This window comes from Luteitalea sp. TBR-22 (assembly GCF_016865485.1).
Taxonomy (GTDB): Bacteria; Acidobacteriota; Vicinamibacteria; order Vicinamibacterales; family Vicinamibacteraceae; genus Luteitalea.
This window is the reverse complement of sequence record NZ_AP024452.1, coordinates 132,543-146,581: the sequence shown is the minus strand read 5'-3', so window position 1 is coordinate 146,581 and position 14,039 is coordinate 132,543. Positions and strand designations below refer to the sequence as shown.

The following is a 14,039-nucleotide window of genomic DNA, read 5'->3' as shown; positions in this document are numbered from 1 at the left end:
CTCATGACGGCACCCGCATCGTCCCGGGCCCGCGCGCGCGTGCTGGTGGCCGACGATCAGGCCGACGTGCTCGAGGCCGTGCGCCTGCTCCTCAAGCTGGAGGGCTACGACGTGGACGGCGTCGGGTCGCCGGCCGCGGTGCTCGACGCCGTGGAACGGGGGCACTACGACGTCGCGCTGGTCGACCTGAACTACGCGCGCGACACCACCTCGGGGATCGAGGGCCTCGACCTGCTCTCACGGCTCAAGCAGGTCGACCAGACGCTGCCGATCGTGGTCATGACTGCCTGGGGCACCGTGGACATCGCAGTCGATGCCATGCGGCGAGGCGCCGGCGACTTCGTGCAGAAGCCCTGGGAGAACGCGAGGCTCCTCGCGGTGCTGCGGTCGCAGGTGGAGCTGGGGCGGGCGGTGCGGCGCGCCCGGCGGCTGGAGGCCGAGAACGCGAGCCTGCGCCCGGCGCACGTGGGCACGCTGGTGGCCGAGTCGCCGGCGATGCAGCCGGTGCTGCAGGTGCTCGCCCGCGTCGGCGCATCGGATGCCCACGTCCTGATCACGGGCGAGAACGGCACCGGCAAGACGCTGTTCGCCCGCGCGCTGCACGAGGCGTCGTGGCGCGCCTCGGGTCCGTTCGTCGCGGTCAACACCGGCGGGCTGTCGGAGACGCTCGTCGACAGCGAGCTGTTCGGGCACGAACGCGGGGCCTTCACCGACGCACGCGCCGAGCGGCTCGGCCGCTTCGAGATCGCCGACGGCGGCACGCTGTTCCTCGACGAAATCGCCAACATGCCGGCCTCGGTGCAGGCGCGCCTGCTGCGGGTGCTCGAGACGCGCGAGTTCGAGCGGCTCGGCTCCTCGCGCACCCGTCGCGTCGACGTGCGATTGCTGTCGGCCACCAACGCCGACCTGCAGGCCGAGGTCGAGGCCGGCCGTTTCCGTCGCGACCTCCTGTTCCGCCTCAACACCGTCGAGGTGCGGATGCCGCCGCTGCGCGAACGACGCGAGGACATCCCGGTGCTGGCGATGACCTTCCTGGAACGGTACGCCCTGCGGTATCGGAAGACCCTCGACGGATTCCAGCCGTCGGCCGTGCAGGCGATGCTCGAGCACGACTGGCCGGGCAACATCCGCGAACTCGATCACGCCGTCGAGCGCGCCGTCCTGATGACCGACGGGCCGCGCGTCACGACCGAGGCGCTCGCATTGAAGGCCGGTCGCGAGGGTGGCCCGCGGATCGACGACATGAGCCTCGAGGACGTCGAGGCCTACCTGGTGCGGAAGGCGCTGGAACGGCACGGCCGCAACGTCAACGCGGCGGCCGAGGCACTTGGACTGAGCCGGAGCGCCATGTACCGGCGCATGCAGCGGTACGGGCTCTAGGCCATGTCGCACGGCGCACGCATCACCCTGTGGGCGGCGCTTGTGGCGGTGCCGCCGATCGTGCTCGCGATCGTCGCCTGGCTCGTGCGGCTGCCCGTGGACCGGGTCGGGGCCATCGCCGTCGTCGCGGTGCTGGCCTGGTCCGCGTACGCGATGTGGCAGCTGCGGGCCGCGACCTCGGCGCCGCTGCGCACGACGGCGGCGCTGCTGCAGGGCCTGCGCGAGGGGAACTTCTCGGTGCGGGCGCGCGGCGACGCGGCGCACGACGACGTGGGGGCGCTGCTCGGCGAGTACAACGCGCTCGCCACGTGGCTGCAGGCACGCCGGCTGTCCGACGTCGAGGCCAGCGCGCTGCTGGCCACGGTGATGTCCGAGCTCGAGTCGGCGGTGCTGGCGTTCGACGGGGCGCACGTCCTGCGATTGGCCAACCCTGCCGCCGCCCGCCTGCTGGCGCGGCCGGTCGAGGCGCTGCTGGGCCAGTCGGCGACGTCCCTCGGGTGCGAGGCGCTGCTGCAGACGTGGGCCCCGGGACTGGTCTCGCTCGACTTCCCCGGCGGATCGGGTCGATGGGAAGTGCGCCACTCCTCGTTCCGGCAGGACGGCCTCGCCCATCACCTCGTGGTGCTCCACGACGTGAGCCGGGCGCTGCGCGAGGAGGAGCGGCTGGCGTGGCGGCGGCTGATCCGCGTGCTGAGCCACGAGTTGAACAACTCGCTGACGCCCATCACCTCGATTGCCAACAGCCTCGGGCGCTTCGTGGCGCGCGCCGACATGGACGAGGCCTCACGCGAGGACGTGCAGCGCGGGCTTGGCGTCATCGAGGCCCGTGCCGACGCCCTCAACCGCTTCCTCAAGGGCTACGCGACGCTGGCCCGCCTGCCCGCGCCGGTGCTGCGCGAGGTGCCGCTGGCGCCGCTGGTGGCACGCGTCGCCGCGTTGCAGCCCGCCGAGGGCCTGCGCGTCGACGAAGGCCCCGCGGTCTCCGTGCGTGCCGATCCCGATCAGCTCGAGCACCTGCTGATCAACCTGGTGCGCAACGGGCTCGATGCCGTGCAGCAGACGGGCGGCCGCGTGCGCGTGGAGTGGGCGACGCAGCCGTCGGGCGACCTCGAGCTGCGCGTGGTGGACGAGGGCCCGGGCGTGGTCGCCGGCGCCGACGTGTTCGTGCCGTTCTTCACCACCAAGCCGGGAGGGACGGGTATCGGCCTGGCCCTCTGTCGCCAGATCGCCGATGCGCACGGGTGGCAGGTGACCCTCGAGAACCGCGACGACGCGCCGGGGTGCATCGCGCGGCTGCGGATGCCCGCCGCGCAGGCGGCGTGATCAGCGCGCCTTCGGCGTCCGGTACGAGCGCTCCACGGTGTCGTTGGGATCGGTCGAGACCGGGTGGTCGCGCCAGAGCCAGCGCAGCATCTCGGGAATCATCGGGCCGCCCATGCGCTGGCCGTGCGTGTTGATGCCCCAGATGTAGTTGAGGTCGTAGCCCTTCTCGGTCAGCGCCTGCGACATCCGGACGTTCTGCAGGAACCAGTCGCGACGCGGGTCGTACGTGCCGTCGCGGCCGACACCGCGGTTGTCGTTGCGGCCGCCGTTCAGGAAGATGCGCAGCGGCTTCTTCTCGCTGGCGCGGATCATGTCGGGATAGGCGTCGCCGCCGCGGATGTTGGTGAAGCTGCCGACGATGCTGAGCACCTTGCGGAACTGATCGGGGCGATGCCAGGCAACGGTGAAGGCCGCGATGGCGCCACTGCTCGCGCCGCCGATGCCACGCCGCGCCGGGTCCTTCGTGATGGTGTAGTCCTTCATCAGCGCCGGCAGCAGCTCGTCGACGATCACCCGCGCGTAGCGGTCGTCGAGCACGTTGTACTCGGTGGGACGGTTGGTCGTGCGATCGCCCCACTCCTTCGGGTTCGGTTCCGGCTGGTCGGGCGTGCGGCCGGGATTGATGAACGCGGCGATCATCACCGGCAGTTCGCGCCGGTAGATCAGGTTGTCGAGCACGTTGGGCACGCGCGCCGACCCGTTCATGTCGATGAACGCCTGTCCGTCCTGGAAGATCATCAGGTCGGCTTCCACGGCCGGGTCGTACTGGGCCGGCACGTACACCCAGTACGTGTGCTGCGTGCCCGGATACGCCGGGCTGTTGGGCAGCACGAACGGGCCGCGCAGCGTCCCCTTCGGCACGCCCTCACGCTCGAGCGAGTCGGGCCCGAGCGTGTAGTAGGCGTTCATGTCGGGGCCGGCCGGCGCGGCTGGCGTCGTCGCCGGCGGCGCGGGTGCAGCGGGCGTCTGCGCGGTCGAGGTGTGTGTCCAGGCGGCCAGGGCGCAGATCGTCAGCGCGGCCGCCCGGAGCGGGAACATCGGTGTGGTCATGCGTGAGGCCCCTGGCGCGCCAGAAGGTAACACGCATCGGATGTCGACCGGCTACCGCAGACGACGCCGGCGGGCGACCAGGCCGATGAGACCGGTGCCGAACAGGACCATCGAGGTGGGCTCGGGCACGGGCGAATCGACGATCTCGCGGCTCCAGGATCCGGGGCTGTCCATGATGACGGCGCGGTTGTCGTAGTACGGCTCGTCTTCCAGGACGCACGCGAGACCGTTGGAACCGGGTCCGCAGAGAATGTCGAAGCCACGGTCGGCCACTTGCACGGCGGAGTTGTTGGTGATGATCTGCCTGATGACGCCTCCCCCGACGGCCACTGCCCGGATCTCGGCCTGCATCTGCCACGCCACGATGTTTCCCGCGCCATCGGTCGACACCTCGAACTGGCTGAACGTGGCGTTGGCCTGCGTCACCACGCTGACGCCATCCGTGAAGGTGAAGGTCGACGGGGCGACGGGCACCATGTCCAGGTTGCCCTGCAGGGCCACGGGCAGTTCCAGGACCACCGAGACGCGATCGCTCGTGGTGTAGGGGTCGGCCGGCGCCGTGGGGCCCTGGACACTGACGAAGCCGAATGTGTTGCCCGTGTAGGTGTAGAGCGCCGATGCGCTGGCCTGCGAGGCGATCAGCGTGAAGGCGAGGGTGATCAGGAGTTGCGGGTTCTTCACCAGAGGTGCTCCATGTCTGTCGGCGTTCGCCGCGGACTGATGAGGTGTGTTCACGAGACGGTCCTGCGTGGTGGCGCGCGTCCACGGGGCCGGCGCCGGAGTCGCGGCGGAGGTCATGACGGGACGCCGACGAACGGCTGCGCGTCGACGATCTCGCCGTTGACGACGCGGAAGACACCGACCCCCTCGGTGCGGCGGCCGTCGATGTCCAGCGAGTACTGCACGGCCGCGTGCTCGCCGTCGACGATGACCTGCTGCACACGGGGTCGGCGATCGGGCGGGAGCGCGTCGTAGTAGGCCACCACGGTGTCGCGCGTGGCGTCCGGGGCCATGTAGTACTCCCACGCGATCCCGTCCGGGTCCTTGAAGGCCACGTACTCGCGATTCAGCGTCGGGTCGACCTTCACGCCGGTGTTCGGCACGCCCGCCCGCGCCAGGCCCGACGTCACCCGTCGAAGCTCGGCCGCGCTGCTGCACGCGATCGCGAGGTGATCCAGGCCGACGCGGTACGGGTTGAAGGCATCGCCGGAGGGCGTCTGCCCGTCCGCGCCACGCACGCCGATGGCCGTGCGCCCGGCCAGGAACAGGAAGAGCCCCGGGCCCTCGAGGATGACGGGAAAGCCGAGCGTGGTGCCGTAGAAGTGGCGGCTCGCACCCAGATCCGTGACCCTCAAGGCCAGGTGGTGCAGTCCGGGTGTCTGGATGTCCATCATGATGTCGACTCCTGCTGCTGTGGTGCGCTGCGCGACCGGAATGGCCAGACGATAGCGAGGGCGGCTTGACGTCGTCCTCAAGAACGGCGAAAAGTTCCCCAAACGATTTCCAAATGCCCGCCGCCGCTTACAGGTTTGGTCCGTTCGAGCTGCGTCCCGGCGAGCACATCCTGCTCAAGGACGGCGCCCGTGTGCCCCTGAGCCCGAAGGCCTTCGACCTGCTGCACCTGTTGGTGGAGCGGCGCGGGGCGCTGCTGGAGAAGCAGGCGCTGCTGGCCGCGCCCTGGCCGGACACCTTCGTGGAGGAGGCCAACCTGTCGGTGCAGGTGGCGGCGATCCGCAAGGCGCTGCAGCCGGACGCCGACGGCGTGATCGAGACCGTCTCGAAGCGGGGCTATCGGTTCACCGCGCCCATCGAGGAGGTGCTCCCGGACCAGGACGAGTCATCGCAGGTGGTCCGTCTGCTCGTCCTGCCGCTGCGGGTGCTCGCGCCCAACCTCGAGGCGGAGTTCCTCTCTCGGAGCCTGCCCGACGCGATCGCCTCGACGCTCACGGCGATCCCGTGGCTGTCGGTCCGCGCCCCGTTCGACCTGTACGGCCGCAGGCCGCAGGACGGCACGTCGATCGCGGCCGATGCCGACGTGGTGCTCGAGGGCTCGCTCGGCGAGCTGTCGGGCCAGACCTGCGTGATGCTGCGGCTGCTGCGTGCCCCGTCCGGCGTCGTGCTCTACACCGAGCAGGCCACGGTCGGCCCCGGCACCCTCCACGACCTGCAGGGGCGCGTGTCGCGGGAGCTGGCGCGACAGCTCTCGTCCCACTTCGGCCGCGTCGAGCCGGCCGGCAGCAGTTCCGGCGGCCCGGCGACGCCGGGCGCGTACGTGCTGTACCTGCGCGCGAACCAGCTGGCCTACGAGACGAGCCAGTGGGCGGCGGCGCAGGAGTTGTACGAGGCGGCGCTTCGCGAGGACCCGCAGTACGCGCCGGCCTGGGCGCGGCTCGGGCGATGCCATCGCGTGATCGCGAAGTTCGAAGCGCCGGCGACGGAAGCCCAGGACGCCTTCTCGCGCGCGGAAGCGGCCTTGACTCGCGCGCTGGCGCTCGATCCGGACCTGTCGCTCGCGCACAACCTGTACGCGCAGCTCGAGGTGGACCTGGGGCGTCCCGAGCAGGCGATGCTGCGATTGGTCAGCCGCCTCGGGGCGCACCCCCATGCGCCCGATCTCTTCGCCGGGCTCGTCCACGTGCTCCGCTACTGCGGCCTGCTCGATCTGTCGATTGCCGCACACCGCTGCGCGCGCGCCCTCGATGCGACAGTGCCGACCAGCGTCCATCACACCTGGTGGATGAAGGGCGATCCCGAACGGGCCCTCGGCGAGACCTTCGGCGACATCGGCTACATGCCTGGCCTGGCGCTGGCCTCACTGGGGCGTGATCGCGAAGCCGTCGCGGCGTTGCGATGGCGCGAGCGGGAGACCACCGACACGCGGGTGCGGTGCTACCTGGTGTCGTTACGGGCGCTGCTCGAGGGGCAGCGCGACGAGAGCCTCGAGGCGCTGCAGCGACTGCGCGTGCCGGTCGACGCCGAGGCACGCTACTACGTGGCGCGCACGTACGCCGCGCTCGGCGAGCACGACCTCGCGATGGAGGAGCTGACGCAGGTGGTCGATGGCGGGTTCCTGTGCCACGAGACGTTTGCGCGCGACCCCTGGCTCTCGGTACTGCACGCCGACGCCCGGTTCGCTCCAGTGGTCGCCAGGGCCCGTGCGCGGTCCGAACGCGCGGCCGTGGAGTTCGCGCGCGCGGGGGGGACCACGCGGCTGCGCGCGTGACCATCGAACGTCACTCCCGGCAGACTCCGCGAGCGTGTGCGGCATCGGCCCCCGATGGTCCTGTCAGCCGGGTCGTGCTTGAATGACGCGCATGCGACCTGCGCTTCCCCTGCTCGCCGCCCTGCTCTCCCTGTCTTCGCTCGTGGGTCATGCCCAGGACCGGCCCGCGTCGCCCATCCACGGGTTCTCGCCGGCGCGCCTGCAGGCGCAGCGCGATCTCGAGCGGCGCTTCGACGCCGAGGTCTCCACGGCCAACCTCACGGCGTGGTTGAAGCAGCTCGCGGGGCGCCCGCACCACGCCGGTTCTCCGCACGGCAAGGCCAACGCCGAGTTCATGGCGCGGCTGCTGCGCGAGTGGGGCTACCAGGTCGAGATCAAGCGGTACGACGTCCTGTTCCCGACACCGAAGACGCGGCGGCTCGAGCTCGTCGCACCGACGTCGTTCACCGCGCGCCTTGCCGAACCGCCGCTGGCCGATGACGCGCTGTCGAAGCTGCAGGCCGAGGCGCTGCCGACCTTCAACATGTACTCGATCGACGGCGACGTCACCGGCGAGCTCGTGTACGTGAACTACGGCGTGCCGGCCGACTACGAGGCGCTCGAGCGTCGCGGCATCGACGTCAAGGGCAAGATCGTCCTGGCGCGCTACGGCGGCTCCTGGCGCGGCATCAAGCCGAAGGTCGCCGCCGAGCACGGCGCCATCGGCTGCCTGATCTACTCCGATCCCCGCGACGACGGGTACGGGCAGGGCGATGTGTACCCCAAGGGCGGCTACCGCAACGAGCACTCCGCGCAGCGCGGCTCGGTCTCCGACATGCCGGTGTACCCGGGCGATCCGCTCACCCCCGGCGTCGCCGCCACCAGCGACGCGCCGCGCCCGGAGTTCACCAAGGCGCAGTCGCTTACGAAGATTCCCGTCCTGCCCATCTCGTACGCCGACGCGCGGCCGCTGCTCGAGGCGCTCGGCGGCCCCATGGCGCCCGCGGCCTGGCGCGGCGGCCTGCCCATCCCCTACCACCTCGGACCCGGTCCGGCGCGCGTCCACCTGCAGCTGGCCTTCGACTGGAAGCTCGCGCCGGCCTACAACGTGATTGCGACGCTGCCGGGCGGCGAGTTCCCCGATCAGTGGGTGGTGCGCGGCAACCACCACGACGGCTGGGTGGCCGGCGCCAGCGATCCGGTGAGCGGCATGGTTGCCGTCCTCGAGGAGGCGCGCATCGTCGGCGCGCTGGCCCGCACGGGGTGGAAGCCGCGTCGCACCCTCGTGTTCGCGGCATGGGATGCCGAGGAGCCCGGGCTGCTCGGCTCCACCGAGTGGGTCGAGGACCTGGCCGACACGCTGAGCGCGAAGGTCGTCGCCTACGTGAACTCCGACAGCAACGCGCGCGGCTTCTTCGATGCGGGCGGGACGCACAGCCTCGAGCGCTTCGTGAACGAGATTGCCCGCGACGTGCCGGATCCGAAGGTGAAGGGATCGGTGGCCGACCGCCTGCTGGCGCGCACGATCCTGCAGGGATCGGCGGCCGAACGCCGCCTGGCGCGCGAGGAGCAGCGCTTCGAGATCGACGCCCTGGGCTCGGGATCCGACTACACGCCGTTCCTGCAGCACCTCGGCATCGCCTCGCTGGACATTGGCTTCGGCGGCGAGGGCGAGTACGGGCAGTACCACTCGGTGTACGACTCGGTGGACCACTACCTGCGCTTCCAGGACCCCGATCTCTCGTATGCCGCCGCACTGGCAAAGGTCGGCGGACGCGCCGTGCTGCGCCTGTCGGAGGCCGACCTGCTGCCGTTCGACTTCACGCGCGCCGCCGAGCGCATCAGCCGCTACGTCGACGAGGTGGGCGACCTGGTCAAGGCGATGAAGGCCGAGACCACCGAGCACAACCGCCGCGTCGACGAAGGTGCGTTCACGCTGGCCGCCAATCCGACCGAGACGTGGATCGTGCCGAAGAAGAAGGACGAGGTGCCCGAGGTCGACCTCGAGCCGCTGCGCCAGGCGGTGGAGCGGTTGCGGGTGGCGGCGCGCCGGTTCGACATCGCGGCGAAGGCGACCGGCGAGGTGCCGGCGAGCACCCTGGCGACCGCCAACGCCATCGTCTTCAAGGCAGAGCGGACGCTCACCCGCGCCGACGGCCTGCCGCGCCGGCCGTGGTTCCGGCACCAGGTGTACGCGCCGGGGCTGTACACCGGCTACGGCGTGAAGACGCTGCCGGCGGTGCGCGAGGCGCTCGAGCAGCGCGCGTGGGACGAGGCGCGCGCGCAGGTGCCGCTCGTCGCGCAGACGCTCGAGCGGTACGCCGGCGAGATCGAGCGGGCCGCGTCGGTGCTGGCGCCCTGACGCCGGCCGCGCGACGACCAGCGGCGCTCAGGCGGCGTGGTGGTGGCGCCGGACCGGGGACGGCGAGTCGTCGTGCGCGGCCTGCTCCAGTCGCCAGAGTTCGGCCACCGCCTCCGCTTCACGGTCGCCGGCGTCGGAGGCCTCGGCCTCCTCGATCGACAGGTTCCTGTAAGCGTCGATGATCGCGCGAAGCTCCGTCATCCGCGTGCTGTGCCGAATCGGATGCATGTGCGGTCTCCCGTCAGCGTCCCGTCACCGCCGGTTGGCCGGTCGACACCCGAGCTTCGACCCGGCCGCCTCGCTGGTGACATCTCGGCCGCTCCCCTGACATTCCTGTCATCGGCGGGGCGCCGGCCGCTGTCGCTGCTTGCACGTAAGCATGCGCCGTGCCAGACCACAACATGATGACGACGAAGCAAACACGGCATCAACTGGTGGTGGGCCAGGGTCGATTGCGGACATTTCCGCGATGACCGTACGGCCCGACCTCACCGCGGCGACAGCACGATGCGCAAGCGCGTCTCGCGCTCGACGGCCTGCCGCGAGTACACCAGCGGGAAGTAGCCGCCCTTCACCCAGAGCGGCGCGAGATCGCGATAGTGGCTGCTGGCCGGGTCGCCGGACTGGCCAGGGGTATTGATGGCCATCGACGCATCCCACTGGCCGACATCGGCCACCATGCGGAAGGATGCCCCCGACGTGAGGCGGTAGTCGGTGGTCCCGTACGCGGCGGCCATGGGCGTGACGCTCGACCCGTCGAGCGGCCCCGCGCCGACCGTGAGGCGGGACCGCGTCGCCGCGTCCGCGCGTTCGGCCAGCGGGTGATCGAACACGGCCTGGTGCAACCGGCCCCATTGCCAGGTCGCCATGTCGGCACCGAGCCGGCGCTCCAGCTCCGCGAGGGCCTGGGCCAGCGAGTCGACGATGAGGCGATCGCGACGTGCGACCGGCAACCACCCGCCATGCCCCTCGAGCACCTGCAGGATGCGGCTGGCATCGGCCGCTCCCAGGCGCGCCGCCGCGGACGGCGGCAGGACCGCCCGCGTCACTGCTGGCCGCAGATGGTTCGTGAACCACACTTCGAACACCGCGGCCGCGGCACTGTCGGCGCGCACGTGGCCATCCCAGGCGCGCAGCAGGCCGAGCGCGCGAGTCACTTCTGGACGTGCGTCCCGCACGTCCCGTAGCAGCGTCACCACCCGCTGCGCCGGCAGCGAGCGCGTGTCGAGCTGGAAGGCGCGTGAGTCCTCGAGCCGGTGCCGCGCCGACGACGCGAGCAGTTGCTTCAGGCGTCGAGCCCGGGAGTCGTCGCTCCACTCGTAGCCGATGCCCTTGCCGGCGGCCGGGTGATCGGCCGGGATGTTGTTCTCGTTGGCCGTCACCAGGTAGCCCGACGCCGGGTTGGAGGCGCGCGGCAGTTCGTCCATGTCGCGGAAACCGGCCCACTCGTAGCGGCCGTCGCCGGGCACCGGCGTCAGGCCGTCCCAGGTGGCCCGGATCGGCGTGAGTCCGGCGGCAATCCACCCGATGGTGCCGCTGGTGTCGGCATATACCTGGTTCTCCCCGGGCGCGCCCCACCGATTCATCGCGGCGGTGAACTGGTCCCAGTTGCGGGCCCGCATGTACTCGATGGATCCGAAGTACGGCGCCATCCCTTCCTCGAGCCACGCGGCGCGCAGCGCGAAGGCACGGTGCCCGTCCGGATCGGCCGCCAGCACCGGGCCATGCCGCGTGAAGGCGATCGTCACGTCGCGAGGCGCCTCGCCGCGCACCTCGATTCGCTCGGTGATCGTCTCCATCGGCTCCCAGCGGTCCTTGTAGCGGTACTCGGTCGGCGCCGACGGGTTGGTCTCGTAGAGGTAGAGGTCCTCCTGGTCCATGTAGAACCGCGTCAGCCCGAACGCGATGACGTCGGTGTGGCCGACCGAGATGCCGGGCAGGAACGGCTCGCCGGCGCCGATGACGTCGAGCCCAGGAGCGACGAGATGGCTGATGTAGCGCAGGCTCGGCGCGCCATGCGCCCGATGGGGATCGCTGGCCAGCACGGGACGTCCCGTCGCCGTGCGCGACGGCGCCACCACCCAGTTGTTGGAGCCCTGCACGAGCGATGCGTCGGGCGCCGGGACTCCGGACGACGGATCCAGGGGAATCAGGCCCGGCGGAGACATCGGGGCGGCAGCCGGCGGGATGGCCGGGAAGCGTGGGCGAGCGGTGGCGTCCTCGTATGCCGTGCGCAGTCGCGCGAACGGCAGGACACACGGGTCGAAGCCGGGCACGAGCGTCGGCGTCACGTCGGGCACGAGGGCACGCCGCAGCCAGTCCACGCGCGCGGCATCCGAGCCATCCTTGCAGTAGGCCTCGGCACGGTCGATCTCGCTCGTCAGGTTGAGCGTCAGCCCGTGATGACGGATGCGGACGAGATCGGCGGCCTGCCAGCGCGACGGCCGGTAGCCGAGCAGCCGGAACTCCTCCGGGAGGCGTTGCGGCTCACGCTCGGTCAGCGCGACGTAGGCATTCACGCCGGCCACGAAGGCCTCGGCAATGCGCTTGGCGTCCGATGCATACGCCAGCCACTCGCGCTGCAGGGATCCGCGCCACAGCACCGCCCGCGCCATGCGGTCGCTCTCGACGTAGGCAGGGCCGAAGTCCTTCGCCATCTCGCCGAGCCCACGCTTGCGCCAGAGATCCATCTGCCAGAGTCGGTCGCGCGCCGCCACGAACCCCTGCGCGGCGAACGCGTCGTAGAGCCGCTCGGCGTAGATGTGCGGAACGCCCCAGGTGTCGATACGCACCTCGACGGGACGCTCGAGTCCGGGGAGGACCGTCGAGTCTCTCGACGACTGGCCGACGAGCCCCTGCGGCGAGGCGCCGAGCAGGAGGGCGCCGGTGATCAGCACGGGAAGCGTGCGAGGCATGCGCGATTCTATGCGCCGCGCCGACGATGCACGCTCCGGGGTGGGCACGCTGGCCACGACGCGCGACGACGGAATGCCTTGCCGGCACAGTCGACAGACGTGAAGCGAGCGGCTCGAAGGCCCCACGCGCCTGTCGCGGACGCCGCGGCAGCAGTTGCGCTTCACCGCGACTTATATTTCAGCAAAGAGAGACTTGCGTCCTGCGGGAGCAGTCGATGCGGAGCCGCATCCAACGATGCTGACGATCCCCTGTCGGCACCGGTCTTGCTGATTGGGTCCTGCACGCCAGAACCCGATCGCCCCCTGTGTCGCCGTGACACGCGGTGGCGACCACACGCGGGCGGCGCGCAGGGAGATTGCATGCGAAAGACATTACTGGCCGCCACCATCGCGGTGGCAGTGACCTTGGCAACGGGACAGGCACAGGCGGCACCGATCACGACGGCTGGCGATTACGTCTTCACCGGTGGGCTGACGGGAACGTTCACGAGTGACGGCACCAAGCTGACGAAATGGTCGTTCACGGGGAACGCCGGGATCCTGTGGGACAACACCCTGATCTTCGGCGCCGGCGGCGGGGGATCTCAGGCGATCGGGGAGAACTCGACCACCCGTTTCATAAGCGGGATTGTGTTGACCCGGGCCTTGGTTCGGGTCAGTTGGGCCGACGGGACCTGGGGCGAGCAGGGCCTCGGCTTCTGTAGTCCCTTCAGTCCGTGTGGTCAGAACGGGACGTTCACGGCCGAACTCGTGACCTCGCCGCCGCCCCCACCGCCCGTGCCCGAGCCAGTCGCGCTCACCCTCATGGCCTTCGGCACGCTCGGCCTCGGCGTGCTCCGCCGACGCACGGCGTAGTCGCGTCCAGTCCGCCATCCGAAGCCCGGCCCCCGTGCCGGGCTTCAGGCCGCTCGAGCAGGTGGCCGAAAAAGCCCGCCACCTCGATGCAGCATTCGAGATGCCGCGCGTGACGATGCGCTCCAGAATCGACACGGTCTGGCCGACGCGAACGAATCCTGCGATGCTGGTGCGCGGATGCTTGGCCGCCCGCGCGTCTTGCGGCTTCGTACGAGTCGTTTCGGGCTGCTCGCGGCCGGTGGGTGCCTCGTGCTGGCTGCCGCGCTGGCCGTACCGATCGAGCAGGCGGTCACGGCGCGTCAGCCCGGGCGCGAGGTGACGGTACGCCAGTTGGCTGCGGGCAAGATGCTCGTCGCAAGCCGCCGCCTCGCCGATCCGAACTTCACCGAGACCGTGCTGCTGCTCATCGAGTACCGCACCGACGGCGCGGCGGGGCTCGTGCTCACCCGCCAGTCGGAGCTGCCGTTGGCGCGCGCCCTACCCGACCTCGCGCCAGTGGCCCCGCTGGCCATGCGACCGTTCGTCGGCGGTCCGGTGGCGCACGAAACGGTGCTCGCGTTGTCACGGACGGCGTGCCCGGGGTGCCGCATGGTGACCCGCGGCGTGCACCTGGTGAACGACGGCGACATGCTGCGGCAGCGCCTCGCCTCGGGCGACGACGATCGCACGCTGCGCGTGTACACCGGTTATGCCGGCTGGAGCGCGGGTCAACTGGCCGCGGAGGTGCGCGAGGACGCCTGGCGCGTCGTGCCGGGCGACGCCGCAGCCGTGTTCGATGGCGAGCCGGAGACGCTGTGGCGGCGCATGCTCGCGCGCGCGGAGTCGGTGCTGGCGGACCGGGGTACCGGCGGCGAACCATCGGGCGCAGACGTCGTCGACGGCTTGCGGTAATGGCCTGGCCGGGATGCATGCGGGTGGAGCGCGTGCTCGCCCAGCACGCGCTCGTCGCCCG

The 14,039-nt window shown here is 71.0% G+C and carries 11 protein-coding genes; 6 read left to right on the top strand and 5 right to left on the bottom strand.

The genetic code is table 11. From position 1 onward, the window contains the following. Window positions 1-3 precede the first annotated feature (3 nt). Both TBR22_RS00595 and TBR22_RS00590 read left to right on the top strand, forming a co-directional pair. Window positions 4-1,380 carry a sigma-54 dependent transcriptional regulator gene (locus TBR22_RS00595; RefSeq protein WP_239491006.1) on the top strand — a complete coding sequence of 459 codons (1,377 nt, stop codon included), beginning with the start codon at window positions 4-6 and terminating at the stop codon, window positions 1,378-1,380. 3 nt (window positions 1,381-1,383) lie between these two features. Continuing rightward, the gene (locus TBR22_RS00590; protein WP_239491005.1) at window positions 1,384-2,703 is read left to right on the top strand and encodes a PAS domain-containing sensor histidine kinase; all 1,320 of its coding nucleotides are present in this window, start codon (window positions 1,384-1,386) and stop codon (window positions 2,701-2,703) included. Here TBR22_RS00590 and TBR22_RS00585 read toward each other — a convergent pair whose 3' ends face one another. From TBR22_RS00585 to TBR22_RS00575, 3 genes are all read right to left on the bottom strand, one after another. Continuing rightward, window positions 2,704-3,753, bottom strand: coding sequence for an esterase family protein (locus TBR22_RS00585; protein ID WP_239491004.1), 1,050 nt, complete (start codon window positions 3,751-3,753; stop codon window positions 2,704-2,706). A 51-nt stretch (window positions 3,754-3,804) separates the two neighbouring features. Further along, complete coding sequence (locus TBR22_RS00580) at window positions 3,805-4,434, bottom strand: PEP-CTERM sorting domain-containing protein (RefSeq protein ID WP_239491003.1); 630 nt, start codon at window positions 4,432-4,434, stop codon at window positions 3,805-3,807. A gap of 113 nt (window positions 4,435-4,547) precedes the next feature. Beyond that, window positions 4,548-5,147 (bottom strand): VOC family protein, encoded by a 600-nt coding sequence (locus TBR22_RS00575; RefSeq protein WP_239491002.1) that lies wholly within the window; start codon window positions 5,145-5,147, stop codon window positions 4,548-4,550. A 113-nt stretch (window positions 5,148-5,260) separates the two neighbouring features. Here TBR22_RS00575 and TBR22_RS00570 point away from each other — a divergent pair, with 113 nt between their 5' ends. After that, entirely contained in the window at window positions 5,261-6,976 is a 1,716-nt protein-coding gene (locus TBR22_RS00570; RefSeq protein WP_239491001.1) for a winged helix-turn-helix domain-containing protein, read from the top strand. 91 nt (window positions 6,977-7,067) lie between these two features. Next, a complete protein-coding gene (locus tag TBR22_RS00565) occupies window positions 7,068-9,317 on the top strand; it encodes a transferrin receptor-like dimerization domain-containing protein (RefSeq protein ID WP_239491000.1) in 2,250 nt (749 codons plus the stop codon). A gap of 27 nt (window positions 9,318-9,344) precedes the next feature. Here the strand turns inward: TBR22_RS00565 and TBR22_RS00560 are convergent, their stop codons facing one another. Next, window positions 9,345-9,545 (bottom strand): hypothetical protein, encoded by a 201-nt coding sequence (locus tag TBR22_RS00560; protein WP_239490999.1) that lies wholly within the window; start codon window positions 9,543-9,545, stop codon window positions 9,345-9,347. A 260-nt stretch (window positions 9,546-9,805) separates the two neighbouring features. Then, the gene (locus TBR22_RS00555) at window positions 9,806-12,232 is read right to left on the bottom strand and encodes a penicillin acylase family protein (protein WP_239490998.1); all 2,427 of its coding nucleotides are present in this window, start codon (window positions 12,230-12,232) and stop codon (window positions 9,806-9,808) included. Between the two features lie 360 nt (window positions 12,233-12,592). On the opposite strand from TBR22_RS00555, the gene TBR22_RS00550 reads away from it, so the two are divergent. Beyond that, entirely contained in the window at window positions 12,593-13,087 is a 495-nt protein-coding gene (locus tag TBR22_RS00550) for a hypothetical protein (RefSeq protein WP_239490997.1), read from the top strand. 198 nt (window positions 13,088-13,285) lie between these two features. After that, window positions 13,286-13,978, top strand: a complete 693-nt coding sequence (locus tag TBR22_RS00545) for a YqgE/AlgH family protein (RefSeq protein WP_239490996.1) — start codon at window positions 13,286-13,288, stop codon at window positions 13,976-13,978. The last annotated feature ends 61 nt before the right edge of the window (window positions 13,979-14,039 follow it).

Coding starts and splice junctions, on each gene's coding strand:
- TBR22_RS00595 (WP_239491006.1), top strand. CDS start 4: ATGACGGCACCCGCATCGTCCCGGGCCCGCGCGCGCGTGCTGGTGGCC.
- TBR22_RS00565 (WP_239491000.1), top strand. CDS start 7,068: ATGCGACCTGCGCTTCCCCTGCTCGCCGCCCTGCTCTCCCTGTCTTCG.
- TBR22_RS00575 (WP_239491002.1), bottom strand. CDS start 5,147: ATGATGGACATCCAGACACCCGGACTGCACCACCTGGCCTTGAGGGTC.
- TBR22_RS00570 (WP_239491001.1), top strand. CDS start 5,261: ATGCCCGCCGCCGCTTACAGGTTTGGTCCGTTCGAGCTGCGTCCCGGC.
- TBR22_RS00550 (WP_239490997.1), top strand. CDS start 12,593: ATGCGAAAGACATTACTGGCCGCCACCATCGCGGTGGCAGTGACCTTG.
- TBR22_RS00560 (WP_239490999.1), bottom strand. CDS start 9,545: ATGCATCCGATTCGGCACAGCACGCGGATGACGGAGCTTCGCGCGATC.
- TBR22_RS00590 (WP_239491005.1), top strand. CDS start 1,384: ATGTCGCACGGCGCACGCATCACCCTGTGGGCGGCGCTTGTGGCGGTG.
- TBR22_RS00585 (WP_239491004.1), bottom strand. CDS start 3,753: ATGACCACACCGATGTTCCCGCTCCGGGCGGCCGCGCTGACGATCTGC.
- TBR22_RS00555 (WP_239490998.1), bottom strand. CDS start 12,232: ATGCCTCGCACGCTTCCCGTGCTGATCACCGGCGCCCTCCTGCTCGGC.